Origin of the sequence: Micrococcus sp. KRD077, from assembly GCF_017168505.1 — a bacterium.
GTDB lineage: Bacteria > Actinomycetota > Actinomycetes > Actinomycetales > Micrococcaceae > Micrococcus > Micrococcus luteus.
The window spans coordinates 29,125-55,471 of sequence record NZ_JABFAZ010000011.1; the positions used below are offsets into that span (position 1 = coordinate 29,125).

At 69.1% G+C, this 26,347-nt stretch carries 40 protein-coding genes; 1 reads left to right on the plus strand and 39 read right to left on the minus strand.

The window, feature by feature from the left end; all coding sequences use genetic code 11:
- The coding region (locus J1M39_RS03915) for a peptidoglycan recognition protein family protein (protein WP_206496474.1) at nt 1-800 on the plus strand (800 nt) is incomplete at its 5' end.
- Nucleotides 801-868: 68 nt separating this feature from the next.
- Here J1M39_RS03915 and J1M39_RS03920 read toward each other — a convergent pair.
- From J1M39_RS03920 to rpsL, 39 genes are all read right to left on the minus strand, one after another.
- Entirely contained in the window at nt 869-1,762 is an 894-nt protein-coding gene (locus tag J1M39_RS03920) for a polyphosphate kinase 2 (RefSeq protein WP_206496475.1), read from the minus strand.
- A 200-nt stretch (nt 1,763-1,962) separates the two neighbouring features.
- On the minus strand, nt 1,963-2,451 hold the full coding sequence (rpsI, locus tag J1M39_RS03925) for a 30S ribosomal protein S9 (RefSeq protein WP_036317791.1): 489 nt from the start codon (nt 2,449-2,451) through the stop codon (nt 1,963-1,965).
- 41 nt (nt 2,452-2,492) lie between these two features.
- Nucleotides 2,493-2,936: a 50S ribosomal protein L13 gene (gene rplM, locus J1M39_RS03930; protein ID WP_036337972.1), complete on the minus strand. Its 444-nt coding sequence runs from the start codon at nt 2,934-2,936 to the stop codon at nt 2,493-2,495.
- Between the two features lie 277 nt (nt 2,937-3,213).
- On the minus strand, nt 3,214-4,107 hold the full coding sequence (locus J1M39_RS03935; protein WP_206496476.1) for a tRNA pseudouridine synthase A: 894 nt from the start codon (nt 4,105-4,107) through the stop codon (nt 3,214-3,216).
- A gap of 114 nt (nt 4,108-4,221) precedes the next feature.
- Nucleotides 4,222-4,950, minus strand: a complete 729-nt coding sequence (rplQ, locus tag J1M39_RS03940) for a 50S ribosomal protein L17, sunset domain variant (RefSeq protein WP_061867118.1) — start codon at nt 4,948-4,950, stop codon at nt 4,222-4,224.
- A 75-nt stretch (nt 4,951-5,025) separates the two neighbouring features.
- On the minus strand, nt 5,026-6,024 hold the full coding sequence (locus J1M39_RS03945; RefSeq protein WP_122054538.1) for a DNA-directed RNA polymerase subunit alpha: 999 nt from the start codon (nt 6,022-6,024) through the stop codon (nt 5,026-5,028).
- A 132-nt stretch (nt 6,025-6,156) separates the two neighbouring features.
- Nucleotides 6,157-6,561 carry a 30S ribosomal protein S11 gene (gene rpsK, locus J1M39_RS03950; protein WP_002857513.1) on the minus strand — a complete coding sequence of 135 codons (405 nt, stop codon included), beginning with the start codon at nt 6,559-6,561 and terminating at the stop codon, nt 6,157-6,159.
- Nucleotides 6,562-6,644: 83 nt separating this feature from the next.
- Nucleotides 6,645-7,013 carry a 30S ribosomal protein S13 gene (gene rpsM / locus J1M39_RS03955; protein WP_017487821.1) on the minus strand — a complete coding sequence of 123 codons (369 nt, stop codon included), beginning with the start codon at nt 7,011-7,013 and terminating at the stop codon, nt 6,645-6,647.
- 274 nt (nt 7,014-7,287) lie between these two features.
- The gene (gene rpmJ, locus J1M39_RS03960; protein WP_002857509.1) at nt 7,288-7,401 is read right to left on the minus strand and encodes a 50S ribosomal protein L36; all 114 of its coding nucleotides are present in this window, start codon (nt 7,399-7,401) and stop codon (nt 7,288-7,290) included.
- A 35-nt stretch (nt 7,402-7,436) separates the two neighbouring features.
- Complete coding sequence (gene infA, locus J1M39_RS03965) at nt 7,437-7,658, minus strand: translation initiation factor IF-1 (RefSeq protein WP_010080397.1); 222 nt, start codon at nt 7,656-7,658, stop codon at nt 7,437-7,439.
- A 204-nt stretch (nt 7,659-7,862) separates the two neighbouring features.
- The gene (map, locus tag J1M39_RS03970; RefSeq protein WP_206496477.1) at nt 7,863-8,705 is read right to left on the minus strand and encodes a type I methionyl aminopeptidase; all 843 of its coding nucleotides are present in this window, start codon (nt 8,703-8,705) and stop codon (nt 7,863-7,865) included.
- Nucleotides 8,706-8,709: 4 nt separating this feature from the next.
- Nucleotides 8,710-9,327, minus strand: a complete 618-nt coding sequence (locus tag J1M39_RS03975; protein ID WP_206496478.1) for an adenylate kinase — start codon at nt 9,325-9,327, stop codon at nt 8,710-8,712.
- A 51-nt stretch (nt 9,328-9,378) separates the two neighbouring features.
- Nucleotides 9,379-10,686: a preprotein translocase subunit SecY gene (gene secY / locus J1M39_RS03980; protein WP_036317778.1), complete on the minus strand. Its 1,308-nt coding sequence runs from the start codon at nt 10,684-10,686 to the stop codon at nt 9,379-9,381.
- 165 nt (nt 10,687-10,851) lie between these two features.
- Nucleotides 10,852-11,304: a 50S ribosomal protein L15 gene (gene rplO / locus J1M39_RS03985; protein WP_036317776.1), complete on the minus strand. Its 453-nt coding sequence runs from the start codon at nt 11,302-11,304 to the stop codon at nt 10,852-10,854.
- Nucleotides 11,297-11,521: a 50S ribosomal protein L30 gene (gene rpmD / locus J1M39_RS03990; protein WP_002857502.1), complete on the minus strand. Its 225-nt coding sequence runs from the start codon at nt 11,519-11,521 to the stop codon at nt 11,297-11,299. The genes rplO and rpmD overlap by 8 nt, the downstream gene beginning before the upstream one ends.
- A gap of 3 nt (nt 11,522-11,524) precedes the next feature.
- Complete coding sequence (rpsE, locus tag J1M39_RS03995) at nt 11,525-12,274, minus strand: 30S ribosomal protein S5 (protein WP_002857500.1); 750 nt, start codon at nt 12,272-12,274, stop codon at nt 11,525-11,527.
- A complete protein-coding gene (gene rplR, locus J1M39_RS04000; RefSeq protein ID WP_002857498.1) occupies nt 12,271-12,645 on the minus strand; it encodes a 50S ribosomal protein L18 in 375 nt (124 codons plus the stop codon). The genes rpsE and rplR overlap by 4 nt, the downstream gene beginning before the upstream one ends.
- Nucleotides 12,645-13,178, minus strand: coding sequence for a 50S ribosomal protein L6 (gene rplF / locus J1M39_RS04005; RefSeq protein ID WP_036317775.1), 534 nt, complete (start codon nt 13,176-13,178; stop codon nt 12,645-12,647). Before rplF ends, rplR begins: the two co-directional genes overlap by 1 nt.
- 30 nt (nt 13,179-13,208) lie before the next feature.
- On the minus strand, nt 13,209-13,607 hold the full coding sequence (gene rpsH / locus J1M39_RS04010) for a 30S ribosomal protein S8 (RefSeq protein ID WP_002857494.1): 399 nt from the start codon (nt 13,605-13,607) through the stop codon (nt 13,209-13,211).
- A gap of 73 nt (nt 13,608-13,680) precedes the next feature.
- Nucleotides 13,681-14,256, minus strand: coding sequence for a 50S ribosomal protein L5 (gene rplE / locus J1M39_RS04015; RefSeq protein ID WP_036317773.1), 576 nt, complete (start codon nt 14,254-14,256; stop codon nt 13,681-13,683).
- Nucleotides 14,256-14,597, minus strand: coding sequence for a 50S ribosomal protein L24 (rplX, locus tag J1M39_RS04020; RefSeq protein WP_036317770.1), 342 nt, complete (start codon nt 14,595-14,597; stop codon nt 14,256-14,258). The genes rplE and rplX overlap by 1 nt, the downstream gene beginning before the upstream one ends.
- 4 nt (nt 14,598-14,601) lie before the next feature.
- Nucleotides 14,602-14,970, minus strand: coding sequence for a 50S ribosomal protein L14 (gene rplN / locus J1M39_RS04025; RefSeq protein WP_002857487.1), 369 nt, complete (start codon nt 14,968-14,970; stop codon nt 14,602-14,604).
- Nucleotides 14,971-15,312: 342 nt separating this feature from the next.
- A complete protein-coding gene (gene rpsQ / locus J1M39_RS04030; protein ID WP_036317768.1) occupies nt 15,313-15,594 on the minus strand; it encodes a 30S ribosomal protein S17 in 282 nt (93 codons plus the stop codon).
- Nucleotides 15,591-15,860, minus strand: coding sequence for a 50S ribosomal protein L29 (rpmC, locus tag J1M39_RS04035; protein WP_036317766.1), 270 nt, complete (start codon nt 15,858-15,860; stop codon nt 15,591-15,593). The genes rpsQ and rpmC overlap by 4 nt, the downstream gene beginning before the upstream one ends.
- Before the next feature lie 4 nt (nt 15,861-15,864).
- Nucleotides 15,865-16,281, minus strand: a complete 417-nt coding sequence (gene rplP / locus J1M39_RS04040) for a 50S ribosomal protein L16 (protein WP_036317764.1) — start codon at nt 16,279-16,281, stop codon at nt 15,865-15,867.
- Nucleotides 16,281-17,099, minus strand: coding sequence for a 30S ribosomal protein S3 (gene rpsC / locus J1M39_RS04045; RefSeq protein WP_002857479.1), 819 nt, complete (start codon nt 17,097-17,099; stop codon nt 16,281-16,283). Before rpsC ends, rplP begins: the two co-directional genes overlap by 1 nt.
- A gap of 2 nt (nt 17,100-17,101) precedes the next feature.
- Complete coding sequence (gene rplV / locus J1M39_RS04050; RefSeq protein ID WP_017487837.1) at nt 17,102-17,467, minus strand: 50S ribosomal protein L22; 366 nt, start codon at nt 17,465-17,467, stop codon at nt 17,102-17,104.
- A gap of 51 nt (nt 17,468-17,518) precedes the next feature.
- Entirely contained in the window at nt 17,519-17,800 is a 282-nt protein-coding gene (gene rpsS, locus J1M39_RS04055; RefSeq protein ID WP_002857475.1) for a 30S ribosomal protein S19, read from the minus strand.
- Nucleotides 17,801-17,815: 15 nt separating this feature from the next.
- Entirely contained in the window at nt 17,816-18,655 is an 840-nt protein-coding gene (gene rplB / locus J1M39_RS04060) for a 50S ribosomal protein L2 (protein ID WP_010080386.1), read from the minus strand.
- 37 nt (nt 18,656-18,692) lie between these two features.
- Nucleotides 18,693-18,998 (minus strand): 50S ribosomal protein L23, encoded by a 306-nt coding sequence (rplW, locus tag J1M39_RS04065; protein ID WP_002857471.1) that lies wholly within the window; start codon nt 18,996-18,998, stop codon nt 18,693-18,695.
- Nucleotides 18,995-19,630 carry a 50S ribosomal protein L4 gene (rplD, locus tag J1M39_RS04070; protein ID WP_036381542.1) on the minus strand — a complete coding sequence of 212 codons (636 nt, stop codon included), beginning with the start codon at nt 19,628-19,630 and terminating at the stop codon, nt 18,995-18,997. The genes rplW and rplD overlap by 4 nt, the downstream gene beginning before the upstream one ends.
- Before the next feature lie 4 nt (nt 19,631-19,634).
- Nucleotides 19,635-20,285, minus strand: coding sequence for a 50S ribosomal protein L3 (rplC, locus tag J1M39_RS04075; RefSeq protein WP_036317759.1), 651 nt, complete (start codon nt 20,283-20,285; stop codon nt 19,635-19,637).
- Between the two features lie 20 nt (nt 20,286-20,305).
- Nucleotides 20,306-20,614, minus strand: coding sequence for a 30S ribosomal protein S10 (gene rpsJ / locus J1M39_RS04080; RefSeq protein ID WP_002857463.1), 309 nt, complete (start codon nt 20,612-20,614; stop codon nt 20,306-20,308).
- A gap of 326 nt (nt 20,615-20,940) precedes the next feature.
- The gene (locus J1M39_RS04085) at nt 20,941-21,408 is read right to left on the minus strand and encodes a DUF3817 domain-containing protein (protein WP_036317755.1); all 468 of its coding nucleotides are present in this window, start codon (nt 21,406-21,408) and stop codon (nt 20,941-20,943) included.
- Nucleotides 21,405-21,545 (minus strand): hypothetical protein, encoded by a 141-nt coding sequence (locus J1M39_RS04090; RefSeq protein ID WP_162833779.1) that lies wholly within the window; start codon nt 21,543-21,545, stop codon nt 21,405-21,407. The genes J1M39_RS04085 and J1M39_RS04090 overlap by 4 nt, the downstream gene beginning before the upstream one ends.
- Before the next feature lie 128 nt (nt 21,546-21,673).
- Nucleotides 21,674-22,864, minus strand: a complete 1,191-nt coding sequence (tuf, locus tag J1M39_RS04095) for an elongation factor Tu (protein WP_036317754.1) — start codon at nt 22,862-22,864, stop codon at nt 21,674-21,676.
- A 281-nt stretch (nt 22,865-23,145) separates the two neighbouring features.
- On the minus strand, nt 23,146-25,260 hold the full coding sequence (gene fusA, locus J1M39_RS04100) for an elongation factor G (RefSeq protein ID WP_036317752.1): 2,115 nt from the start codon (nt 25,258-25,260) through the stop codon (nt 23,146-23,148).
- A 118-nt stretch (nt 25,261-25,378) separates the two neighbouring features.
- The gene (rpsG, locus tag J1M39_RS04105) at nt 25,379-25,849 is read right to left on the minus strand and encodes a 30S ribosomal protein S7 (RefSeq protein WP_010080379.1); all 471 of its coding nucleotides are present in this window, start codon (nt 25,847-25,849) and stop codon (nt 25,379-25,381) included.
- Nucleotides 25,849-26,223 carry a 30S ribosomal protein S12 gene (rpsL, locus tag J1M39_RS04110; protein ID WP_002854787.1) on the minus strand — a complete coding sequence of 125 codons (375 nt, stop codon included), beginning with the start codon at nt 26,221-26,223 and terminating at the stop codon, nt 25,849-25,851. The genes rpsG and rpsL overlap by 1 nt, the downstream gene beginning before the upstream one ends.
- Between the last annotated feature and the right edge of the window lie 124 nt (nt 26,224-26,347).

The following is a 26,347-nucleotide window of genomic DNA, read 5'->3' on the forward strand; positions in this document are numbered from 1 at the left end:
TGCCCGACGTGACCCCGCCCCCGCTCCCCCGTTCCTGGACGCGCCGCAGCGTGCTGGGCGGCACGGGCCTGGCGATCGCCGCCGGCGTGGCCGGCTGCGGGCGTGATGAGCAGGCCGAGCAGAGCTCGGAGGGCGACGAGCAGGCCACCCGTCTGCCCGCCCCGGACATCATCACCACCGCGCAGTGGGGCGCCATGCAGCCCAACTACTACCTGCAGACCCTGAACGAGCGCCCCTCCTACCTGGTGATCCACCACACCACCACGCCGAACGTCACGGACGGCTCCCGGGAGGCGGCGGAGAGCATCGCGCAGGTGGTCCAGAACGCGCACATGAGCCCCGCGAACGACTGGGGCGACACCGGGCAGCACTTCACCGTCTCCCGCGGCGGCTTTGCGATGGAGGGCCGCCACGGCTCCCGGCACGCGCTCGAGGGCGGACAGACGTTCATGCTCGGCGTCCACGCGCTCGGGTTCAACGCGTATGCGCTCGGCATCGAGTGCGAGGGGCTGTACATGCTGAACCCGCCGCCGCAGAGCCTCTACGCCGGCCTGGTGCCGCTCGTCGCCTACATCTGCCAGCAGTACGAGCTGCCGCCGTCCCGCATCATCGGCCACCGCGACGTCACCGCCACCAGCTGCTGCGGCGACGCGTTCTACGCCAAGCTGCCGATCCTGCGCGAGGACGTCCGCCTCTCCCTGGCCTCGGGCGAGTACCACGTCTCGGAGGGCTTCGGGGCGGACAACCTCTTCGACGACGCCCACGTCACCCCGGAGTACGTGGAGGAGGAGCGCGGCTGAACCCGCCCCCGCTCCCCACGACGGCGCCCCTCCCCGGACGGTGAGGGGCGCCGTCGTGCGCGGCCCGGTCAGCGCACGCGCGGGAACGATCCGCCGGAGACCTCGCCGTACTCGGCCAGCTCGTTGGCCGGGCCGCAGATCTGCGGGTCGGGGCGGTGGACGATGCGCTCGTCCTTGTCCGGGTAGGGCAGCGTGTGCAGCACATGGCGGATGGCCTCGAGGCGGGCGCGCTTCTTGTCGTTCGACTTCACGACGGTCCACGGGGCGTCGGCCGTGTGCGTGTAGAAGAACATGGCCTCCTTCGCGTTCGTGTAGTCGTCCCACTTGTCCAGGGAGGCCAGGTCGGTGGGCGAGAGCTTCCAGCGACGCACGGGGTCGGTCTCCCGCGCGGCGAAGCGGTTGAGCTGCTCGCGCTGGGACACGGAGAACCAGAACTTGATGATGTGCACGCCGGAGTTGACGAGCATGCGCTCCAGCTCAGGGGTCTCGCGCATGAACTCGAGGTGCTGGATGTAGCGCTGGAAGTACCACTGCGAGGCCTCCTCCTCCGTGGGCTTCTCCAGGGCCACGGTCCGGGCGCCGCGGGGGTTGAGGTGCTCGTTGAAGCGCTTGATGGCGCCGCCCTTGCCGGCGGCGTCCCGGCCCTCGAAGATGATCAGGACCTTCTGGCCGGTCTCCTTGACCCAGAGCTGCATCTTCAGCAGCTCGATCTGCAGCTCGCGCTTGCGTCGTTCGTAGCTCTTGCGGCTGAGCTTGGTCTTGTACGGGTAGCCCTCACGCCAGGCCTGCGGGTCCGGGGTGGGGGTCTTCTTCTCCCCGCCGAGCTTGCGGCCCAGCTCCCGGATCTCGTCCACCTCGGCGGCGTAGTCACGGGTCACGGCGAAGGGGGCCTGCGCGGCGTGCTCCGTGCCGTGCTCGCCACGGGTGCGGGGGTCGGGCGTGGGACTCGTGTTCTCGGCCACGGCGGCTCCTGAGGGTGTCTCCGATCGGACCGCGCACCGGACGGGCGAGCGGCCCGTCATGGCGTCGTCGCCATGCGCCTTCATATTACCCCTGGGTCAGGTGCCGCCGGCCCACGGAGACGGCGGACGCCCCGCCCCGCTCGTGAGGAGCGGGACGGGGCGTCGGCGGGGGCACGGTGGGGACACCGTGCGGCGCAGGATCAGCGCTTCGAGAACTGCGAGGCCTTGCGGGCCTTCTTGAGGCCGGCCTTCTTGCGCTCGATGACGCGGGCGTCGCGGGTCAGGAAGCCGGCCTTCTTGAGCGCCGGGCGGTTGTGCTCGCGGTCGATCTCGTTGAGGGCGCGGGAGATGCCCAGGCGCAGCGCACCGGCCTGGCCGGAGGGGCCGCCGCCGTGGATGCGGGCGATCACGTCGTAGGCGCCGGTCAGCTCCAGCAGCGTGAAGGGGTCGGAGACCTCCTGCTGGTGCAGCTTGTTGGGGAAGTAGTTCTCCAGGGCGCGGCCGTTGATGGTCCACTGGCCGGAGCCGGGGACGAGGCGCACGCGGGCCACGGCCTCCTTGCGGCGGCCGACGGCGGAGCCGGGCACGGTCAGGGCCGGGCGCTCGGAGGCGACGGGGGCCTCGGCGGCGGCGGTGGACTCAGAGGTGTAGCTCGTCAGCTCCACGTCGTCGTTCTCGTTGATGCTCATGGTTCTCCTCAGGGAAGGTCTGCGTCAGTGGCCCGCCGGGGTCACTGGGCGACCTGGCCGATCTCGAAGGTCTGGGGCTGCTGGGCGGTGTGCGGGTGCTCGGCGCCCTTGTACACCTTCAGCTTGGAGAGCTGCTGGGCGGCCAGCGAGTTCTTCGGGAGCATGCCCTTGACGGCCTTCTCCACGGCGCGGACCGGGTTGGTCTCGAGCAGCTCGGCGTAGGACTGCGACTTCAGGCCGCCCGGGTAGCCCGAGTGGCGGTAGGCGCGCTTCTTCTCGAGCTTGGCGCCGGTGAGGGCGACCTTCTCGGCGTTCACGATGATGACGTAGTCGCCCATGTCCATGTGGGGGGCGAACGTCGGCTTGTGCTTGCCGCGCAGGAGGGCGGCGGTGTGGGAGGCCAGGCGGCCGAGGACGACGTCGGTGGCATCGATGATGTGCCACTGACGGTCGGCGTCACCAGGCTTGGGAGAGTACGTACGCACGTTGTCTGCCTTCAGGGTCGGTGGTGGTCCACAGCACCTGCCCGCCGGGTCGTGATTCCGGCGCGCTCGCGCTGTCAGTTCTCCGTGCGCGCCGGTCCCCCAGGTGAGGGCTGGAAGGCGTCCGGGCCCGATGCCCCGGGGGTGCGGCGCGAGCTGGAGGCCATGCAACTGAGCCACTCGCGGCACGACGCATCCGGGTGCGGGCATGCGCAACGTCCACCCATCCTACCGAACGCGGGCCCCGGAGCCAAAAGCCGCCGCCGCGGGCGACCCCGGCTCACAGGGTCCGCTTCGCCCGGGTGCCCTCGGCGCGCCGGCGCAGCTCCTCCGCTTCGTCGGGATAGCCGACGGCGAGCAGCGTCAGCCCCCCGGGCGGGGCGAGGCGCACCTCGGAGTCGCGGGCCGGCCTCGCCACCCGGTGCGCGAGCCAGCCGGGCTCGCGGGCCCCCTCCCCCACCTGCAGCAGCGCCCCGACGATGGCCCGGACCATGTTGTGGCAGAACGCGTCGGCCCGGATCCGGATGCGCACGACGCCGTCCTCATCGCGTCGCACCTCCAGGTGCTTCACCTCGCGGATGGTCGTGGCGCCCGCGCGGGGCCGGCAGAAGGACAGGAAGTCGTGCAGTCCGAAGACGGCGTCGGCCTCCAGGGCCATGAGGCGATCGTCCAGGGCGGCGCCGTGCCAGTGGGTGAAGCCCCGCGTGCGCGGATCACGCGCGGCGGGTGCGTCGTCGATCCGGTACTCGTACTCGCGCCACAGCGCGCTGAACCGCGCGTCGAAGCCCGCGGGGGCCCGCCGCGCCCCGTGCACGACGACGGCCCCGCCCCACCCGGAGAGCACCCCGCCGAGGCGTCGGATGAGGGAGGTGGCCGGCTCCAGGCCGGGCCGGCCGCGGGTCAGGCCCGCCCACTCCGTCTCGGTCAGGTCGAGGTGGACGACCTGGCCGCGCGCGTGCACCCCCGCGTCGGTGCGGCCGGCGACCACCGTGCGCACGGGCCGGCGCAGGATCCGCTCGAGCCCGTCCTCCAGCGCACCCTGGACCGAGTCGAGACCGGGCTGGCGGGCCCAGCCGTGGAAGGTGCCGCCGTCGTAGGCCAGGTCCAGGCGGACTCGCACGGACGCGGGTTCCCCGGGCGCCGACGGGGCGTCCGGGCGGTGCTGCTCGCTCATGCTGCTCCTCTCAGCGGGGCGGGGCCGGGGACGGCGAAGGGCCGCCCACCGAGTGGTGGACGGCCCTTCGCCGATGCGTCGTCACGGGGACGGACGCGGACTCCCGCGATGGCGTCAGGCCATCTTCTGGGCGGCCTCGCCACCGGCGGGCTCGAAGCCCGCGGCCTTGGCCTCCTCGACGGTGGAGAACCAGACCTCGGCGGTGGTCTGGTCATACCAGCGCGAGCCGGGGACGTGGTACTTCTTCGAGCTGGCGTTGCCCTTGATGGCGGCCTCGGCCGGAGCCGAGCCGTCCTCGTTGGTGGGCACGGCGCCGTCGATCTCGGCGGCGGTCTCCTGCGACTCGGCCACGGTGACCTCCTCGGTGGCGGCCGGGTCGACGGCCTCCACCGGGGTGGACTCGGCCGGGGCGGCCGGCGCGGACGCGGCGGCCTGCTCGGCCTCACGCACCACGGCCTGCTTGCCGGAGATCGGGTCCATGATCAGCTCGATCACGGCCATGGGCGCGTTGTCGCCCTGGCGGTTGCCGATCTTGGTGATGCGGGTGTAGCCGCCGTTGCGCTCGGCCATCGCCGGGCCGATCACGGTGAACAGCTCGTGCACGACCGCCTTGTTGGTGCGGTTCTTGGCGGCGATGAGACCCTGCACCTTGCGGCGGGCCGGCAGATCGCCCTTCTTGGCGAAGGTGATCAGGCGCTCGGCGTACGGGCGCAGGCGCTTGGCGCGGGTGAGCGTCGTGGTGATCGACTTGTGCTCGAACAGCTGGGCGGACATGTTCGCCAGCATGATGCGCTCGTGGGCCGGGCTGCCGCCCAGACGCGGACCCTTGGTGGGGGTAGGCATGGTGTTTCTCCTCGGGTGGGACCCTTCAGCCGGCTGCGGCGTCGGGTCGAAGATGTCAGGTGGTGCGGAATCGGCTCAGAAGTCCGAGAACGGGTCGTCGTCCATCTGGCGCGCGTGCGCCTGCGGGTCGTAGCCGGCCGGCGAGTCCTTGAAGGACAGGCCCAGCTCCTGGAGCTTCTCCTTGACCTCGTCGATGGACTTCGCGCCGAAGTTGCGGATGTCCATCAGGTCGGCCTCGGAACGGCCCACGAGCTCGCCCACGGTGTGGATGCCCTCGCGCTTGAGGCAGTTGTACGAGCGCACGGTGAGCTCGAGCTCCTCGATCGGCTGGGCCAGGTCGGCGGAGCCCTCGACGACCTCGGGCTCGTCACCCAGGTCGATGCCCTCGGCCTCGACGTTGAGCGAGCGGGCCAGGCCGAACAGCTCGACCAGGGTGGAGCCGGCAGAGGCCACCGCGTCACGCGGCAGCATGTTCTCCTTGGTCTCCACGTCCAGGATCAGACGGTCGAAGTCGGTGCGCTGCTCCACACGGGTGGCCTCGACCTTGAAGGTCACCTTGAGGACCGGGGAGTAGATGGAGTCGACCGGGATACGGCCGATCTCCGCGTCCGCGGACTTGTTCTGGGCGGCGGTCACGTAGCCGCGACCGCGCTCGATGGTCAGCTCCATGTCGAACTTGCCCTTCGCGTTCAGGGTCGCGATGTGCAGGTCCGGGTTGTGGATCTCGACGCCGGCCGGCGCGGTGATGTCCGCGGCGGTGACGACGCCGGCCCCCTGCTTGCGCAGGTAGGCCACCACGGGCTCGTCGTTCTCCGAGGAGACGGAGAGCTTCTTGATGTTGAGGATGATCTCGGTGACATCCTCCTTGACTCCGTTGACGGTGCTGAACTCGTGCAGCACGCCGTCCACGCGGATGCTGGTCACGGCAGCACCGGGGATCGACGAGAGCAGAGTGCGGCGCAGGGAGTTGCCGAGGGTGTAGCCGAAGCCGGGCTCCAGGGGCTCGATGACGAACCGGGAACGACGGTCGGAGACGACCTCTTCGGTCAGCGTGGGGCGCTGTGCAATGAGCACGGACATTTCCTTTCGGCGAGCGTCCGCCATATGACGCACGCGGTGGGTGGAAACGAGGACGGGGTGGGGGCAGGTCCGCAGACCTGTCCGCGTCCGCCCCGGGCGGGGGCGGACGCGGACACAGCGCTCAGGTCAGACGCGGCGGCGCTTCGCCGGGCGAGCGCCGTTGTGGGCCATGGGGGTGACGTCCTGGATGGACCCCACCTCGAGGCCGGCGGCCTGCAGGGAGCGGATGGCGGTCTCGCGGCCCGAGCCCGGACCCTTCACGAAGACGTCCACCTTCTTCATGCCGTGCTCCTGCGCACGCTTGGCGGCCTGCTCGGCGGCCATCTGCGCGGCGTACGGGGTCGACTTGCGCGACCCCTTGAAGCCGACCTCGCCGGACGAGGCCCAGGAGATGACGGCACCCGTGGTGTCCGTGATGGACACGATGGTGTTGTTGAACGTGCTCTTGATGTGGGCCTGGCCCACGGTGATGTTCTTGTTGGCCTTGCGACGCGGCTTGCGGGCAGCCGATGCGCGAGTCTTGGGGGGCATGTGATTCTCCTCCGGGAAAGCTGCTGGTGCTGATGCTGCGGGCGGGGCGTCCGGACGTGGACGCGGTCACCGCCGGTGCAGGATCACTTCTTCTTGCCGGCGACCGTCTTCTTGGGGCCCTTGCGGGTACGGGCGTTGGTCTTCGTGCGCTGGCCGCGCACCGGCAGGCCGCGGCGGTGGCGCAGGCCCTCATAGGAGCCGATCTCCACCTTGCGACGGATGTCGGCGGCCACCTCGCGGCGGAGGTCGCCCTCCACCTTGTAGCTGCCCTCGATGTGGTCGCGCAGCTGCACCAGCTGCTCGTCGGAGAGGTCCTTCACGCGGATGTTCGGGTCGATGCCCGTGGCGGCGAGGGTCTCCTCAGCGCGGGTCTTGCCCACACCGTAGATGTACGTGAGTGCGATGATCACGCGCTTCTCGCGCGGAATGTCAACGCCTGCAAGACGAGCCATGTGGCCGTCCTCCTGTTCTTCTGCAGCAGGGGTCTGCACCAGGGACGTCCCGCACGACGCGGCACTGGGCCTCGCGGACCCGTCGTCGCGGCGCCGGGGAAGATCCGGCGTGCTCCGCGGCGGGCGTCCGCCGTCGTCGGTCTCCGGCCCCTGCGGCCGGAGGTGGGGGCCCTCCCCTCACGGGGTGGACCGCTGTCCCTGCTGTTCGGCCCGATGGCCGGTGGGTGGTGTGGTCAACGCGACGGCGTCGCTCCCCGGGCTCCCGGGGAGGCGATCAGCCCTGGCGCTGCTTGTGGCGCGGGTTCGAGCAGATCACCAGCACGCGGCCCTTACGGCGCACGACCTGGCACTTGTCACAAATCCGCTTCACGCTCGGCTGAACCTTCACGGCTCTTCCTCCTGCGCTCGCTTGGACGGGGGTTCTTACTTGTATCGGTACACGATCCGACCCCGGTTGAGGTCGTACGGGCTAAGCTCCACCACGACGCGATCCTCGGGGAGGATGCGGATGTAGTGCTGACGCATCTTTCCGGAGATCGTGGCGAGCACGACGTGCTCGTTCTGCAGACGGACCCGGAACATCGCGTTCGGCAATGCCTCCGACACCGTGCCCTCGACCTCGATGACACCTTCCTTCTTAGCCATGTCCTCCACAATCGTCATGCCCCGGGCACGGCCGCGGAGGGCCGGGTGACGGGGCGGGAACGGGTCTGCTCGCCGGCGCACACGAGTGCGCGCACACGAACAACGTTCGATGATACCGCATTCTCGGTCTGAGAACCAGCACAGACGACGACGGCCGCCCGGTCCGCCGGACGGGCGGGACGGACGGCCGACAGCTCGGGCCGCTCACTCCCCCGGCGGGACCGGGACCACGCCGAACCGGGCGAGCTCGGAGGCGCCGCCGTCGGGCGCGGTGAGCACCCACACACCGCCGTCGTGCCGGCAGACCGAGTGCTCCCACTGGCTCGCGCGGGCGCCGTCGAGGGTCACCACGGTCCAGTCGTCCGCGAGCACCTTCGTGTCGATGGAGCCACGCACCAGCATCGGCTCGATGGCGAGTGCCAGACCGGGGCGGATCTTGGGCCCCCGGTGGCCGGTGCGGTAGTTGAACACGTCCGGCGGCAGGTGCATGGCCGAGCCGATGCCGTGCCCCACGTACTCCTCGAGGATGCCGAGCTCCTCGCCCGGCTGCGCCGAGACGAAGTCGTCGATGGCGTCCCCGATGTCCCCGACATGGGTGGCGGAGGCGAAGGCCGCGATGCCGACCCAGAGCGCCTCCCGCGTGATCGCCGAGAGGCGCTCGTCGGCCGGGTCCGCGGTGCCGGCCGCGGAGGAGCCCAGGATCACCGTGCGGGCCGAGTCGGCGTGCCAGCCGTCCACGATCGCGCCCCCGTCGACCTTCAGCACGTCGCCGGTCTGCAGGACCCGGTCCCCGGGGATGCCGTGCACGACCTCGTCGTTGACCGAGGTGCAGATCGAGGCCGGGAAGTCGTAGTAGCCCAGGAAGTTGGAGGTCGCACCGCGCTCGGCCAGGACGCCCGCGAACACGGCGTCCAGCTCCGCGGTGGTGACGCCCGGCGCGGCCGCGGCCAGCGTGGCGTCCAGTGCCTCGGACAGGACCACCCCCGCGCGCTGCATGGCCAGCAGCTGGGGGGCGGTCTTGAGCTCGAGCGAGCGGCGGCCGATCACGGGGTCAGGACTCCGCACCCGGCTGGATCACGGGCAGGGAGCCCGTGGCGGAGCGCACGGAGTACACGGCCTGCAGCAGGCGCTCGGTGACGTCGTCGATCTGCCCGGTGCCGTCCACGCGGGCGACGATGCCGCGCTCCACGTACTCCTGGATGACGGACTCGGTCTCGCGGTGGTACAGGTCCAGGCGGTGCTCGATGACCTCCTGGGTGTCGTCCGCGCGGCCCTCGATCTCGGCACGCTTGAGCAGACGCTCCACGAGCTCCTCGTCGGGCACCTCCAGCTCGACGACGGCGGACAGCGACTGGCCGGACTCGGCGAGCATGGCGTCCAGCGCCTCGACCTGGCCCTTCGTGCGCGGGTAGCCGTCCAGCAGGAAGCCGTGCTCCGCGTCGGCCTGGGCGATGCGGTCCGCGACCATGCGGTTCGTGACCTCATCGGGGACGAAGTCGCCGTTGTCGATGTACTTCTTGGCCTCGACGCCGAGCGGCGTCATCGACTTCACGTTGTGGCGGAAGATGTCACCGGTGGAGATCGGGACGATCCCCAGCTTGTCGGCGATCCGGGCGGCCTGGGTGCCCTTGCCGGAACCGGGAGGGCCCATGAGCAGCATGCGGGTCATCGTGTGTTCCTCACTGTCGATACGGACGGCGTTGCGGGATCGGGTCGGGGCTCAGCGCAGCAGGCCCTCGTAGTGGCGCTGCTCCATCTGTGCGCTGACCTGCTTCACGGTCTGGAGGCCGACGCCCACCATGATGAGGATGGACGTGCCGCCGAGCGGGAAGTTCTGGCTGGTGCCGATCACCGCGAAGGCGATCAGCGGGATCATGGCCACGATACCCAGGTAGAGGGCGCCCACGAGCGTGATGCGGCTGATGACGTACTGCAGGTAACGCTCGGTGGGCCGGCCGGCGCGGACGCCGGGGATGAAGCCGCCGTAGCGCTTCATGTTGTCCGAGATCTCCACCGGGTTGAACGTGATGGACACGTAGAAGTACGTGAAGCCGATGATGAGCAGGAAGTACAGGGCCATGTACACCGGGTGGTCGCCGGGGCCGAAGTACCGGCTCAGCCACGTGATCCACGGGGCCGGCGCACTGCCGTCCTGCGGCGTGTTGAACTGGATGAGGATGCTCGGGAGCATCAGCACGGAGGAGGCGAAGATGACCGGGATGACGTTGGCCATGTTCACCTTGACCGGGATGTAGGTGCTCGACCCGCCCACGGTCCGCGAGCCGATCTGCCGCTTGGCGTACTGGACCGGGATCCGGCGCTGCGACTCCTCCACGAAGACGATGGCCAGCATGGTGAGCAGGCCGATCCCCATGACGATCGCGAACACGCGCCAGCCCTGCGTCTGGACCACCTGGCCGAGGCCGGCCGGAAAGCCCGCCGCGATGGAGGTGAAGATCAGCAGGGACATGCCGTTGCCCACGCCGTTCTCGGTGATCCGCTCGCCGAACCACATGACGATGAGACAGCCGGTGGTCAGGGCGATGACCACGAGCAGCACCGTGAGGATGGAGCCGTCGCGCAGCAGCGGCAGGCTGCATCCGAGCAGGGCCCCGGTGCGGGCCAGCGAGGCCATCGTGGTCGCCTGCAGCAGGGCGAGGGCGAGGGTCAGGTAGCGGGTGTACTGCGTCAGCGTCGCCTGGCCCTGCGGGCCCTCCTGGTGGAGCTGCTCGAAGCGCGGGATCACCACGCGCAGCAGCTGCACGATGATCGACGCCGTGATGTAGGGCATGATGCCGAGCGCGAAGACGGACACCTGCAGGAGCGCCCCGCCCGAGAACATGTTCACGAAGGAGTACAGGCCGCCCTGGGCGTTGCCCGCCGCGAGACACTGCTGCACCGCCGGGTAGTCCACCCCGGGGGCCGGCACGAAGGCGCCCATCCGGTAGACGGCGATGAGCGCGAGCGTGAAGGCGATCTTCCGCAACAGGTCAGGCGTCCGGACGATCCGGGCGATGGCCTTGAGCACGAGTCCTCCTGCGGTGGTCCTGTGGGGCGCGCGCCGGCCGCGGGGCGGGGCACGAGACGGCGGCCACACCGGGGCGGCCGCTGTGCGAGTCTACACGGATGGACCGAGGGCCCTGGTCCGGAGCGGCTGCTCCGGGCCAGGGCCCTCGGTGGATGGGTCGGCGTGTCAGAGGGTCTCGGTGGACCCGCCGGCGGCCTGGATCTTCTCCACGGCGGACGAGGAGAAGGCGTTCGCCTTCACCTGCACGGCCGAGGTGATCTCCCCCGTGCCCAGCACCTTGACGGGCTGACCGCGACGGACGAGGCCCTTGGACACGAGCGCGTCCACGGTGACCTCACCGCCCTCGGGGAAGTGCGCGGAGAGCTTGTCCAGGTTCACGACCTGGTACTCCGTGCGGAACGGGTTCTTGAAGCCGCGGAGCTTCGGCAGACGCATCTGCAGGGGCAGCTGGCCGCCCTCGAAGCCCGCACGGACCTGGTAACGGGCTTTGGTGCCCTTGGTGCCGCGACCGGCGGTCTTGCCCTTCGACGCCTCACCGCGACCCACACGGGTCTTGGCGGTCTTGGCACCGGGGGCCGGACGCAGGTCGTGGACCTTGATGGCGTCGTTGTCAGCCATTGTTGACCTCCTCCACGGACACCAGGTGCGGCACGGTGTTGACCATGCCGACCGTCACCGCGTCGGCCTTGCGGGTGACCTGGTGGCCGATCCGCTTCAGGCCCAGCGAGCGCAGGGTGTCCCGATGGTTCTGCTTGGAGCCCGTGACGCCGCGGGTCTGGGTGATGACCAGGGTGGCGTCCGAGGGCTGGATGTTCTTGCGGGTGGGCTCAAACACGGCTCACGCACCTGCCTTCGCGCTCTTCTGGGCGCGATCGTTCTCCATGGTGCGCAGCATCGCATGGGGGGCGATCTCGTCCAGGGCCTTGCCGCGGCGGGCGGCGACGGCCTGGGGCTCTTCCAGCTTCTTGAGGGCGTCCACGGTGCCGCGCACGATGTTGATCGCGTTCACGGAGCCCATGGACTTGGACAGCACGTCGTGGATGCCGGCGCACTCGAGCACGGCGCGCACCGGACCGCCGGCGATCACGCCGGTACCCGGGGAGGCCGGGCGGAGCAGCACGACGCCGGCGGCGTCCTCACCCTGCACCAGGTGCGGGATGGTGGAGCCGACGCGGGGGACGCGGAAGAAGGACTTCTTGGCCTCCTCCACGGCCTTCTGGATCGCGGCGGGGACCTCCTTCGCCTTGCCGTAGCCGACGCCGACGGTGCCGTCGCCGTCACCCACCACCACGAGGGCGGTGAAGGAGAAGCGGCGGCCGCCCTTGACGACCTTGGAGACGCGGTTGATGCCCACGACGCGCTCGAGGAACTGGTCCTTCTCGTCGTCCTGGGCGCCACGACGGTTGCGGTCGTCGCGACGGCCGCCACGACGATCGCCGTCACGGCCACCGCGGCCGCCGTCGCGACCGCCGCGGCCACCGGTGGCGCGCTCGGTGGTCTGGCTCGCCGAGCCCGACCCGGTCTCGGAGACGGTGGTCTCGGTGCTCTCGGTCACCTGAGTGTCCTTCTGGTTGATGTTCTCGGTCACAGCTGCAGCCCACCCTCTCGCGCACCGTCGGCCACGGCCGCGACGCGCCCGTGGTACTTGTTGCCGCCGCGGTCGAAGACCACGGCCTCGATGCCGGCCGCCTTGGCACGCTCGGCGACGAGCTCGCCCACGCGCTTGGCCTTGGCCGTCTTGTCGCCCTCGAGCGCACGCACGTCGGCCTCCATGGTGGAGGCGTACGCGAGCGTGCGGCTCTGCGTGTCGTCCACGACCTGCACGAACATGTGCCGTGCAGAGCGGTTGACGACGAGGCGGGGACGGACGGTGGTGCCGGAGATCCGCTTGCGCACCCGGAGGTGGCGGCGGGTGCGGGCGTTGAACTTGCCCTTGCCCTTCACCTTCAGAGTAGACATCACTTACCTGCCTTTCCGGCCTTGCGGCGGATCTGCTCGCCCGCGTAGCGCACGCCCTTGCCCTTGTACGGGTCGGGGCGGCGCAGCTTGCGGATGTTGGCGGCGGTCTCGCCGACCTGCTGCTTGTCGATACCGGCGACGGTGACCTTGTTGCCCTCCACCGTGAAGGTGATGCCCTGGGGCGCCTTCACCGGGACGGGGTGGGAGTAGCCCAGGGCGAACTCGAGGTCCTGGCCCTTGGCCTGCACGCGGTAGCCGGTGCCGACGACCTCGAGCTGCTTGGAGAAGCCGTTGGTCACGCCCTCGACCATGTTGCTGATGAGGGTGCGGGTCAGACCGTGCAGGGAACGGGACTCACGCTCGTCGTCGGGGCGGGCCACGGTGACCTGCCCCTCCTCGAGGGTGACCGTGATGGGCGTGGGCAGCGAGTGCTCGAGCTGGCCCTTGGGGCCCTTCACGGAGACGCGGTCGCCGTCGATGGTCACATCGACGCCGGCGGGGATGGTGATCGGGAGACGTCCGATTCGAGACATGTCAGTTCAGCCTTTCTTCCGTCTTGCCCGTCACCAGACGTAGGCGAGGACTTCTCCGCCCACGCCCTTCTTGGCGGCCTGCTGGTTCGTGAGGAGACCAGAGGAGGTGGACAGGATGGCGATGCCGAGGCCGCCCAGCACGTGGGGCAGGTTCGTGGACTTCGCGTACACGCGCAGGCCCGGCTTGGAGATGCGGCGCAGGCCGGCGATCGCACGCTCACGCTGCGGGCCGAACTTCAGGTCGATGGTCAGCTTCTTGCCGACCTCGGCCTCCTCCTCGCGCCAGTCCTGGATGTAGCCCTCGGCCTTGAGGATCTCGGCGACGCGAGTCTTCAGCTTCGAGGACGGCATGGACACGGTGTCGTGGTAGGCCGAGTTTGCGTTGCGCAGACGGGTCAGCATGTCTGCGACGGGATCGGTCATGGTCATGTGGGCTTCACGCCCTTTCTCGCCGTGGTTTCCGCCACCGGTTCACCGGTGGAGGACCTGTGGCGTGGAGGTCTTACTGGTCGGTCTTGAACGGGAAGCCCAGCGCCTTGAGCAGCGCGCGGCCCTCGTCGTCGTTCTTGGCGGTCGTCACCACGGTGATGTCCATGCCGCGCACGCGGTCGATCTTGTCCTGATCGATCTCGTGGAACACGGTCTGCTCGGACAGGCCGAAGGTGTAGTTGCCGTTGCCGTCGAACTGGCGGTCGGACAGGCCGCGGAAGTCACGGATGCGCGGCAGCGCGAGCGTGACCAGGCGGTCCAGGAACTCCCACATGCGGTCGCCACGGAGCGTGGCGTGCGTGCCGATGGGCATGCCCTCACGCAGCTTGAACTGCGCGATGGACTTGCGGGCCTTGGTGATCATCGGCTTCTGGCCGGTGATGGCGGTGAGGTCGGCGACCGCGCCGTCGATGATCTTGGAGTCCTTGGCGGCCTCGCCGACGCCCATGTTGACGACGACCTTCACGAGACCCGGCACCTGCATGACGTTCCCGTACTGGAACTGCTCCTGCAGGGCGCCGCGGATCTCGTCGCGGTACTTGGTCTTCAGACGCGGGGTGACCTTCTCGGTCTGCTGCACCTCGGTCATCACAGCTCCTTCCCCGAGGCCTTGGCGAAGCGGACCTTCACGGTCTTGCTCACGCCGTCCTTCTCGACGGTCTCGAAGCGGTAGCCCACACGGGTCGGCTTCTTGGTCTCCGGGTCCACCACGGCCACGTTCGAGATGTGGATCGGGGCCTCGACGACCTGCAGGCCGCCCTCGGTGGAACCGTTGTTGTCCTGGCCGGCGCGCAGGTGCTTGGTCACGCGGTTCACGCCCTCGACGAGCACGCGCTCATCCGCCGGGAACACGCGCAGGACCTTGCCCTGCTTGCCCTTGTCCTTGCCACTGATGACCTGGACGAGGTCGTCCTTCTTGATCTTGGCCATGAGGTCAGATCACCTCCGGGGCGAGCGACACGATCTTCATGAACTTCTTGTCACGCAGCTCGCGACCCACGGGGCCGAAGATGCGCGTGCCACGGGGCTCGCCGTCGGTCTTCAGGATGACCGCCGCGTTCTCGTCGAACTTGATGTACGAGCCGTCGGGACGGCGGGACTGCTTGCGGGTGCGGACCACCACGGCCTTGACGACGTCGCCCTTCTTGACGTTGCCGCCGGGGATGGCGTCCTTCACGGTGGCGACGATGGTGTCGCCGATGCCTGCGTAGCGGCGTCCGGAACCGCCGAGAACACGGATGGTCAGGATTTCCTTCGCACCGGTGTTGTCGGCGACCTTGAGCCGCGACTCCTGCTGGATCACTTGTCTCTCCTAGCGTCGCGCCGGTTCTCCCCCACGATGGGCGAGCCTTGCGGAACGGTTGAACGGGCATCCCGGGACGCTTACCCCTCCCCCGAGGCGGGCCGCCCGCCGTCGTCCCCCGGCGACGCGTGTTCAGACAGCGTCGGGGAGGTCGAGAGCGGAGGGGCGCGCAGGGCAGGGCCGAGGCGGATCCGGGATCGGCGTGCGCGGCCCTCGGCACACAGGATGGATGGTCCTGCCAACGAGAGGGCGCACGAATATCAGAGTCTAACGCACAAGGCCGCCCCGTGCCAGTGCACGGGGCGGCCCTCTGCGTCGCCGGCCCTCAGGGGGCCGGGTCGATCACTTGGCGCGCTCGACGATCTCCACCAGACGCCACCGCTTGGAGGCGGACAGCGGGCGGGTCTCGGCGAGGCGGACGCGGTCGCCCACGCCGGCGGTGTTGTCCTCGTCGTGCGCCTTCACGCGCTTCGAGGTCTTCAGCACCTTGCCGTAGAGCGAGTGCTTCTTGCGGTCCTCGACCTCGACGACGATGGTCTTGTCCATCTTGTCGGAGACGACGATGCCACGGAGGGCCTTGCGGTAGCCGCGCTCCTCGGAGACGGCCGGGGTCTGCTCGGTCACTTGGCAGCCTCCTCGTTCTTCTCGGCCTGCGCCTCGGCGGCGACATCGCCGCGGATGCCCAGCTCGCGCTCGCGCAGGATCGTGTAGATGCGCGCGATGTCACGCTTGACGGCCTTCAGCCGGCTGGCGTTGTCCAGCTGACCGGTGGCGGCCTGGAAGCGCAGGTTGAACAGCTCCTCCTTGGAGGACTTCAGGGCCTCCAGCAGGCGGGCGTTGTCCATCCCGTCCAGGGACTCGACGTTCAGATCCTTGGTGCCGATCGCCATGGGATCACTCACCACCCTCTCGACGGATGATACGGGCCTTCAGCGGCAGCTTGTGGATGGCCAGGCGGAGCGCCTCGCGGGCGACGTCCTCCGTGACACCCGACAGCTCGAAGAGCACGCGTCCGGGCTTGACGTTGGCGACCCACCACTCCGGCGAGCCCTTGCCGGAGCCCATGCGGGTCTCGGCGGGCTTCTTGGTGAGCGGACGGTCCGGGTAGATGTTGATCCAGACCTTGCCGCCACGCTTGATGTAGCGGGTCATGGCGATACGGGCGGCCTCGATCTGACGGTTGGTCACATAGGCCGGCGTGAGCGCCTGGATGCCCCACTCGCCGAACGTCACGGTGGTGCCGCCCTTGGCGGCGCCGGAACGCTTGGGGTGGTGCTGCTTGCGGTGCTTGACGCGACGGGGGATCAGCATCAGGCGTTGCCTCCTTCAGCGGGAGCGGCGGCCGGGGTCTCGGCGCCGGCGCCGGCGTTCTCCTGGCGGGGAGCACGCTCGGCGCGATCGTTGCGACGACGACGCTCACCGCCGCCACGGCGCTCGCCGCCACGGCCACGGCCGGAGGGCTGCGCGGCCTCCTTGGCCGCGAGCTCCTTGGCGGTCAGGTCGCCCTTGTAGATCCAGACCTTCACGCCGATGCGGCCGAAGGTGGTCTTGGCCTCGAACTTGCCGAAGTCGATGTTCGCGCGGAGGGTGTGCAGCGGCACGCGACCCTCGCGGTAGAACTCCGAGCGGCTCATCTCGGCGCCGCCGAGGCGGCCGGAGCACTGGATGCGGATGCCCTGCGCGCCGGCGCGCATGGCGGACTGGATCGCCTTCTTCATCGCGCGGCGGAACGCCACGCGCGAGGCGAGCTGCTCGGCCACACCCTGCGCCACCAGCTGGGCATCGGTCTCGGGGTTCTTGACCTCGAGGATGTTCAGCTGGATCTGCTTGCCGGTGAGCTTCTCGAGCTCACCGCGGATGCGGTCGGCCTCGGCGCCGCGGCGGCCGATCACGATGCCCGGACGCGCGGTGTGGATGTCCACGCGCACGCGGTCACGGGTGCGCTCGATCTCCACCTTGGAGATGCCGGCGCGCTCCATGCCGGTGGTCATCAGCTCGCGGATCTTGACGTCCTCCTTGAGGAAGTCAGCGTAGCGCTGGCCCTCCTTGTGGGAGTCCGCGAACCAGTGCGAGACGTGGTCGGTGGTGATGCCGAGGCGGAACCCGTTGGGGTTGATCTTTTGGCCCATTGTCAGTTCCCACCCTTCTCGTCCTTGGACGCGACGACCACGGTCACGTGGCTCGTGCGCTTGTTGATGCGGTACGCGCGGCCCTGAGCACGGGGCTGGAACCGCTTCATGGTCGGGCCCTCGTCCACGAAGGCCTCGGTGATGTAGAGGGCGTCCTCGTCGAAGGCCTGGCCCTCGCGGTCCGCCTTGACGCGGGCGTTCGCCACCGCGGAGGCCACCAGCTTGTACACCGGCTCCGAAGCGCCCTGCTGGGCGAACTTCAGGATGGCCAGTGCTTCGGTGGCCTGCTTGCCACGGACCAGGTCGACGACGCGCCGGGCCTTCATCGGCGTCACGCGCAGGTGGCGCGCAATTGCCTTGGCTTCCATTGCTTCTCTCTTTCGATTCTCGAGAAGGTCAAGCGTGCTGTGCCCTCAGGCTCAGCGGCGCTTGCCCTTCTTGTCGTCCTTCACGTGGCCGCGGTAGGTCCGGGTCGGGGCGAACTCGCCCAGCTTGTGACCCACCATGGACTCGGTGACGAACACCGGGACGTGCTTGCGTCCGTCGTGGACCGCGATGGTGTGACCCAGCATGTCCGGGATGATCATCGACCGGCGGGACCAGGTCTTGATGACGTTCTTGCTGCCCTTCTCGTTCTCGGCCAGAACCTTCAGGTAGAGGTGCTGATCGACGAAGGGGCCCTTCTTCAGGCTGCGAGGCATGTCTTCCCTGCTCCCTTATCGCTTGTTCTTGCCGGTACGACGGCGACGCACGATGAGCTTGTCGCTTTCCTTGTTCGGACGACGCGTGCGGCCCTCGGGCTTGCCGTTCCGGTTGACGGGGTGACGACCGCCGGAGGTCTTGCCCTCGCCACCGCCGTGCGGGTGGTCGACCGGGTTCATGACGACGCCGCGGACGGTCGGGCGGACGCCCTTCCAGCGCATGCGGCCGGCCTTGCCCCAGTTGATGTTCGACTGCTCGGCGTTGCCGACCTCGCCGATCGTGGCGCGGCAGCGCACGTCGACGTTGCGGATCTCACCGGAGGGCAGGCGCAGCTGGGCGTACTTGCCCTCGCGGGCGACCAGCTGCACGGACGCGCCGGCGGAGCGGGCCATCTTGGCGCCGCCGCCGGGGCGCAGCTCCACCGCGTGGATGGTGGTGCCCACGGGGATGTTGCGCATCGGCAGGTTGTTGCCGGGCTTGATGTCGGCGTTCGGGCCGGCCTCGACCACGTCGCCCTGCTTCAGCTTGGCCGGGGCCAGGATGTAGCGCTTGGCGCCGTCCGCGTAGTGCAGCAGCGCGATGCGGGCGGTGCGGTTCGGGTCGTACTCGATGTGCGCGACGGTGGCGGGCACGCCGTCCTTGTCGTGGCGACGGAAGTCGACCAGGCGGTACTGGCGCTTGTGGCCGCCGCCCTTGTGACGGGTGGTGATGCGACCGGTGTTGTTGCGGCCGCCGGTCTTGTGCAGCGGACGGAGAAGGGACTTCTCCGGCGTGGACCGGGTGATCTCTGCGAAGTCGGCCACGGACGAGCCACGCAGGCCCGGGGTGGTCGGCTTGTACTTACGGATAGCCATGTGTCAGTTCCTCGATTAAGTGGTCTCCGCACGCCGATCAGGCGAGCGGACCTCCGAAGATGTCGATGGTCCCGTCCTTGAGCGTGACGATGGCACGCTTGGTGGACTTGCGCTGGCCCCACCCGAAGCGGGTGCGACGGCGCTTGCCGGAACGGTTCAGGGTGTTGACCGAGGCCACGTCGACGTTGAAGATGCGCTCCACCGCCTGCTTGATCTCGGACTTGTTGGAGCGCGGGTCGACCAGGAAGGTGTACTTGCCCTCGTCGATCAGACCGTAGCTCTTCTCCGACACGACGGGAGCGATGATCACGTCGCGGGGATCCTTGTTGATGGAGCCGCTCACTGGGCATCCTCCTTCTTGGCGCCGGAAGCCTGGGCCACGTACGCCTCGTAGGCCGCCTGGGTGAACACGACGTCGTCGGAGACGAGCACGTCGTAGGTGTTCAGCTGGTCGGCGTACAGGGTGTGGACCGCGGGCAGGTTGCGGGCGGACAGGGCGGCGACGTCGTCGGCCCGGTCGATCACCAGCAGCACGTTCTTGCGGCCGGTGTTCAGGGACGCGAGGCCCGCCTTGGCGGCCTTGGTGGACGGGGTGGTCCCGGACACGAGGGCCTCGATGACGTGGACGCGGCCGTTGCGGGCGCGGTCCGACAGGGCACCGCGCAGGGCGGCGGCCTTCATCTTCTTGGGGGTGCGCTGCGAGTAGTCACGCGGGGTCGGGCCGTGGACGATGCCGCCGCCGGTCATGTGCGGGGCGCGGATGGAGCCCTGACGGGCGCGGCCGGTGCCCTTCTGCTTGAACGGCTTGCGACCGGCGCCGGACACCTCGCCGCGGCGCTTCGTCTTGTGCGTGCCCTGGCGGGCGGCGGCGAGCTGGGCGACGACGACCTGGTGCATGAGCGGCACGTTGGACTGCACGTCGAAGAGCTCGGCGGGCAGATCGACCTGGACGGTCTTCACGGAGTTCTCAGCCATGGTCTCAGGCTCCCTTCACGGCGCTGCGGACGAGCACGACCTGGCCCTTGGAGCCGGGCACCGCGCCCTTGATCAGCAGGAGGTTGTTCTCCACGTCGATGCCGTGGAGGGTCAGGTTCATGGTGGTCTGGCGCACGGCGCCCATGCGACCGGGCATGCGCTGGCCCTTGAACACGCGGCCGGGGGTGGACGCGCCGCCCACGGAGCCGGGCTTGCGGTGGTTCTTGTGCTGGCCGTGCGAGGCGCCCACACCGGCGAAGCCGTGGCGCTTCATGGCGCCGGCGAAGCCCTTGCCCTTGGTGGTGCCCACGACGTCGACCTTCTGGCCGGCCTCGAAGACCTCCACGGTCACGTCCTGGCCGAGGGAGTACTCGGCGGCGTCGGCGGTGCGCAGCTCGACGAGGTGGCGACGCGGGGTCACGCCGGCCTTCTCGAAGTGACCGGCCAGGGGCTTGGTCACGCGGCGGGGATCGATCTGGCCGTAGGCGATCTGCACGGCGGTGTAGCCGTCGGTCTCCTCGGAGCGCAGCTGGGTGACGACGTTCGGGTCTGCCTTGACCACGGTCACAGGGATGAGCTTGTTGTCCTCATCCCAGACCTGGGTCATGCCGAGCTTCGTGCCCAGCAGGCCCTTGATGTTCTGGGTGTTGGTCATAGTCTCTCAGCACCTCCCTCTCAGAGCTTGATCTCGATGTTGACGTCCGCGGGCAGGTCCAGTCGCATGAGCGAGTCGACGGCCTTCGGGGTCGGGTCGATGATGTCGATGAGCCGCTTGTGGGTGCGCATCTCGAAATGCTCGCGGCTGTCCTTGTACTTGTGGGGAGAACGGATAACGCAGTACACGTTCTTCTCCGTCGGCAGCGGCACGGGGCCGACCACCGTCGCGCCTGCGCGCGTGACCGTGTCAACGATCTTGCGGGCCGAGACGTCGATGACCTCGTGGTCGTACGACTTCAGCCGGATGCGGATCTTCTGTCCCGCCATGGCGTCACGCCTCTCTCGTCGGGTGTGCTGTTCCTGTCCCTGTGCGGCGGATCGTGCCCGCCTTCTTGTCCTCCACCCGCGCGGGGCGAATCCGGTCGGACCGGGTTCCTCGCCGCCGCCGGACTCCGGTCCACGCGGTCGGGCGTGTCGCATTCCTGGGAGGGCACGCGCCTGTGGCGGGTCGGAGTGGTGACGTCACATCTGGGCCGAGCTGCCGCCGCGAGACACACGACGACAGCGCAATGGCGCTTGAGCAACCGAATCAGTATAGACAGAACCGGGCCCGGTCCGCCAATCGGCGGGCCGGGCCCGACGGCCCCCCGGGCTCAGCGGCCCCACTCGGTGGGCGGGCCGGCGTTGAGCAGCAGGGTGAAGACGACGGCGACCACGGCGACCGCCAGGAGCGCGCTGACCACCGGATGGCGCAGCACCACGACGAGAAGCCGTTCGAGGGGCCCCCGCTCCCCCGGCGCGCGGTCCACGACCTGCCACCGCGACGCCGGCTCGCCGCGCCGCCGCTGGGCCCGCTCGAACGGGACCGTCATGAACGGGACGATCGTCGAACCGAGGCCGAGGAGTCCGCGGGCCACGGGCCACCGCCCGTCGATCCACACGGCGACCGTCACCACGAGGTAGCAGAGGAACACGAAGCCGTGGACGCCGCCGGCGATCGGCACCACCCGCTCCGTGACTCCGCCGTACTTGAGGCCCATGGCGATCAGCAGACCGGCCCAGGTGAACATCTCGGCCATCGCCGTGACGGCGAAGAGGCGGCGCGGGCCGGGCAGGCTCATCGCTCCAGCTCCCCGCCGCGGTTCGCGCGCCGGATGCGCCGGGCACGGTCGATCTCGGGACGGAAGGTCCGCAGCGCCCAGCGCACGGCCACGACGGCCACGGCGAGCACCACGATGAGGATGAGCAGTTCAGGCATGCTCCCCAGCCTAGCCGCCGCCGCCGCGCCGTCGTCGGACACGGCGACGCCCCCGCCTCCGGGGGACCCGGAGACGGGGGCGTCGCGCGTCAGCGGCTCAACGGAGCCACGAGACGGGATGCGTCAGATCACTTGGTGATCTTGGTGACGCGGCCGGAGCCCACGGTGCGGCCACCCTCGCGGATGGCAAAGCCGAGGCCCTCCTCCATGGCGATCGGCTGGATGAGCTCGACCGACATCTCGGTGGTGTCGCCGGGCATGACCATCTCGGTGCCCTCGGGCAGCGTGATGACGCCGGTGACGTCGGTGGTGCGGAAGTAGAACTGCGGGCGGTAGTTCGAGTAGAACGGGTTGTGACGGCCACCCTCGTCCTTGGACAGGATGTAGACGTTCGCCTCGAAGTTGGTGTGCGGGGTGATGGAGCCCGGCTCCACCACAACCTGGCCGCGCTCCACGTCGTCGCGCTTCAGGCCGCGCAGCAGCAGACCGCAGTTCTCGCCGGCCCAGGCCTCGTCGAGCTGCTTGTGGAACATCTCGATGCCGGTGACGGTGGTCTTCTGCACGTCGCGGATGCCGACGATCTCGACCTCGGAGTTGATCTTCAGGGTGCCGCGCTCGGCGCGACCGGTCACCACGGTGCCACGACCGGTGATGGTGAAGACGTCCTCGATCGGCATCAGGAACGGCTTGTCCTTGTCGCGGACCGGGTCCGGGATGAACTCGTCCACGGCCTCCATGAGGTCCTCGACGGACTTGACCCACTGGGGGTCGCCCTCGAGGGCCTTCAGACCGGAGGTGCGGATGACCGGGGCCTCGTCGCCGTCGAAGTCCTGGGAGGACAGCAGCTCGCGGACCTCCATCTCGACGAGCTCGAGGAGCTCCTCGTCCTCGACCATGTCCGACTTGTTCAGGGCCACGAGCAGGGCCGGCACGCCGACCTGGCGGGCCAGGAGCACGTGCTCACGGGTCTGGGCCATCGGGCCGTCGGTGGCGGCGACCACGAGGATCGCGCCGTCCATCTGAGCGGCGCCGGTGATCATGTTCTTGATGTAGTCGGCGTGACCGGGGGCGTCCACGTGGGCGTAGTGACGCTTCTCGGTCTGGTACTCCACGTGGGAGATGTTGATGGTGATGCCGCGCTGACGCTCCTCGGGGGCGGAGTCGATCGTCGCGAAGTCACGGGCCTCGTTCAGGTCCGGGTACTTGTCGTACAGGACCTTCGAGATGGCGGCGGTCAGCGTGGTCTTGCCGTGGTCAACGTGGCCGATGGTGCCGATGTTGACGTGCGGCTTCGTCCGCTCGAACTTTGCCTTTGCCACTAGTTCCTCCTAAGAACTGGTTCATCGTCAAGAAGACTGCTCAGCCGCCTGCGACGTGCTGACAACTTGACTGAGTCTACTCGGATGGTGCGGGGTTGGGGAAATCCCGGCCTCACGAGGGCCAGTCCGGTTCCAGGCCGTCGGGACCGCCGGAAGCGGACCGGACCTGACCCGTCCTGATCGCGGACCGCCGCGCCGGGAAGGGCGGTCCGGTCGCCCCGGGCCGGCCGCGGCTGCGGCGGCCGACCCGGGGCAGGTCGTTCAGAGCAGGTGACCTGCGGTCACTCGCCCTGGGACTTCTGGATGATCTCGTCCGCCACGGCCTTGGGGACCTCGGCGTAGGAGTGGAAGGTCATCGAGTACACCGCGCGGCCCTGCGTCTTGGAGCGCAGGTCGCCGATGTAGCCGAACATCTCCGACAGCGGCACGAGGGCGTTGACCACCTTCACGCCGGTGGCGTCCTCCATGGACTGGATCTGGCCGCGGCGGGAGTTCAGGTCGCCGATGACGTCGCCCATGAACTCCTCGGGGGTGCGGACCTCCACGGCCATCAGCGGCTCGAGGATGATCGGGTTGGCCTTGCGGACACCCTCCTTGAAGGCCTGGGAGCCGGCGATCTTGAACGCCATCTCCGAGGAGTCGACGTCGTGGTACGCGCCGTCGAGCAGGGTGGCCTTCACGCCGACCATCGGGTAGCCGGCCAGCACGCCGAACTGCATGGCGTCCTGGATGCCCGCGTCCACCGAGGGGATGTACTCGCGGGGCACGCGACCGCCGGTGACGGCGTTCTCGAACTCGTAGACCTCGCCCTCGGCGGTGTCCAGGGGCTCGAAGGACAGCTGCACCTTGGCGAACTGGCCGGAGCCGCCGGTCTGCTTCTTGTGCGTGTAGTCGACCTTGTCGACCTTGCGCTTGATGGTCTCGCGGTACGCGACCTGGGGCTTGCCCACGTTGGCCTCGACCTTGAACTCGCGCTTCATACGGTCCACGAACACGTCCAGGTGGAGCTCGCCCATGCCGCCGATCTCGGTCTGGCCGGTCTCCTCGTTGAGGTTCACGCGGAACGTGGGGTCCTCGGCGACGAGCTTCTGGATGGCGGTGGAGAGCTTCTCCTGGTCACCCTTGGTCTTCGGCTCGATGGCCACGGAGATCACGGGCTCCGGGAAGGTTATCGACTCGAGGATGATCGGGTTCGCGGGATCGCACAGGGTGTCGCCCGTGGTGGTGTCCTTGAGGCCGATCACGGCGTAGATGTGGCCGGCGACCACCTCGTCCACCGGGTTCTCCTTGTTGGCGTGCATCTGGAACAGCTTGCCGATGCGCTCCTTCTTGCCCTTGGTGGCGTTGAGGATCTGCGCACCGGACTCCAGGCGGCCGGAGTACACGCGGATGAAGGTCAGCGTGCCGAAGAAGGGGTGCGTGGCGATCTTGAAGGCGAGCGCCGAGAACGGGGCCTCCTTCGACGCCTCGCGCTCCAGCACCTCCTCCTCGTCGTTCACGGCGTGGCCCTTGACGGAGCCGGCGTCCAGCGGGTTCGGCAGGTAGGCGACCACGGCGTCCAGCATCGGCTGCACGCCACGGTTCTTGAACGCGGAGCCGCAGAACACCGGGTAGGCCTCGGCGTTCACGGTCAGCTGGCGCACGCCGGCCTGGATCTCCTCGACGGTGAGCTCCTCGCCCTCGAGGTACTTCTCCATGAGCTCCTCGGAGGTCTCGGCGACGGCCTCGACGAGCTCGTTGCGGTACTCCTCGGCCTTCTCCTGGAGCTCGGCGGGGATCTCGCGAGTCTCATAGGAGGCGCCCATGGTGACGTCGCCCTTGGCGTCGCCCGGCCACACGAAGGCCTTCATGGAGAGCAGGTCGACGACGCCCACGAAGTCGTTCTCGGCGCCGATCGGCAGCTGCATCACGAGCGGACGCGCGCCGAGGCGCTTCACGATGGTGTCGACGGTGAAGTAGAAGTCCGCACCCAGCTTGTCCATCTTGTTGACGAAGCAGATGCGCGGGACGTTGTACTTGTCCGCCTGGCGCCACACGGTCTCCGACTGGGGCTCCACGCCCTCCTTGCCGTCGAACACGGCGACGGCGCCGTCGAGCACGCGCAGCGAGCGCTCCACCTCGACCGTGAAGTCCACGTGGCCGGGGGTGTCGATGATGTTGATCTGGTGGTCGTTCCAGAAGCAGGTCACCGCGGCGGAGGTGATGGTGATGCCGCGCTCCTTCTCCTGCTCCATCCAGTCCGTCGTCGCGCCGCCGTCGTGGGTCTCGCCCAGCTTGTGGTTGACACCCGTGTAGAACAGGATGCGCTCGGTGGTGGTGGTCTTGCCGGCATCGATGTGGGCCATGATGCCGATGTTGCGGACCTTGTGCAGGTCGGTCAGCACGTCCTGTGCCACGGTGTCTCCCTTGGTCGGGTGGAATGGGGGGGCTCGTGAGGTGGATGCGGTGGGTGGCCCGTCCGAGAGGACGCACCTGCGGCCCGAGGCGCGGATCGCGCGCCCCGGGCCACACGGATCACCAGCGGTAGTGGGCGAAGGCCTTGTTGGCCTCGGCCATCTTGTGGGTGTCCTCGCGACGCTTCACGGCGCCGCCCAGGCCGTTCGAGGCGTCCAGGATCTCGTTCATCAGGCGCTCGGTCATGGTCTTCTCACGGCGGGCCTTGGAGAAGCCGACCAGCCAGCGCAGGGCCAGGGCCGTGGAGCGGCCCGGCTTGACCTCGACGGGCACCTGGTAGGTGGCGCCGCCGACGCGGCGGGAGCGCACCTCGAGGGCCGGCTTGATGTTGTCCATGGCCTTCTTGAGGGTGGCCACGGGATCGGCGCCGTTCTTGGCACGGGCGCCCTCGAGCGCGCCGTACACGATGCGCTCGGCGGTGGACTTCTTGCCGTCGACGAGCACCTTGTTGATCAGCTGCGTGACCAGCGGGGAGCCGTAGACGGGATCGACGACGAGGGGGCGCTTCGGCGCAGGACCCTTACGAGGCATTACTTCTTCTCCTTCTTGGCGCCGTAGCGGGAGCGGGCCTGGCCGCGGTTCTTCACGCCCTGGGTGTCGAGGGCGCCGCGCACGATCTTGTAGCGCACGCCGGGCAGGTCCTTCACACGACCGCCGCGGACGAGCACGATCGAGTGCTCCTGCAGGTTGTGGCCCTCGCCGGGGATGTAGGCGGTGACCTCGATGCCGCCGTTCAGGCGCACACGGGCGACCTTGCGCAGCGCCGAGTTCGGCTTCTTGGGCGTGGTGGTGTACACACGGGTGCACACGCCACGACGCATGGGGTTCCCCTGCAGGGCAGGGGCCTTCGTATTGACGACCTTGGGTGAGCGGCCCTTGCGGACCAGCTGCTGAATCGTAGGCACTCTTCAGCCTTCCTGTGTTTCGGTGATCGCTGACGTGATCGACCGGCGCCCGGGGCGCCGGCTGCTCGTTCCTCTGCTCTGCCTCTCCCTGTGGGGGCTCGCAACGAGCAGACGTCCGCAGGCG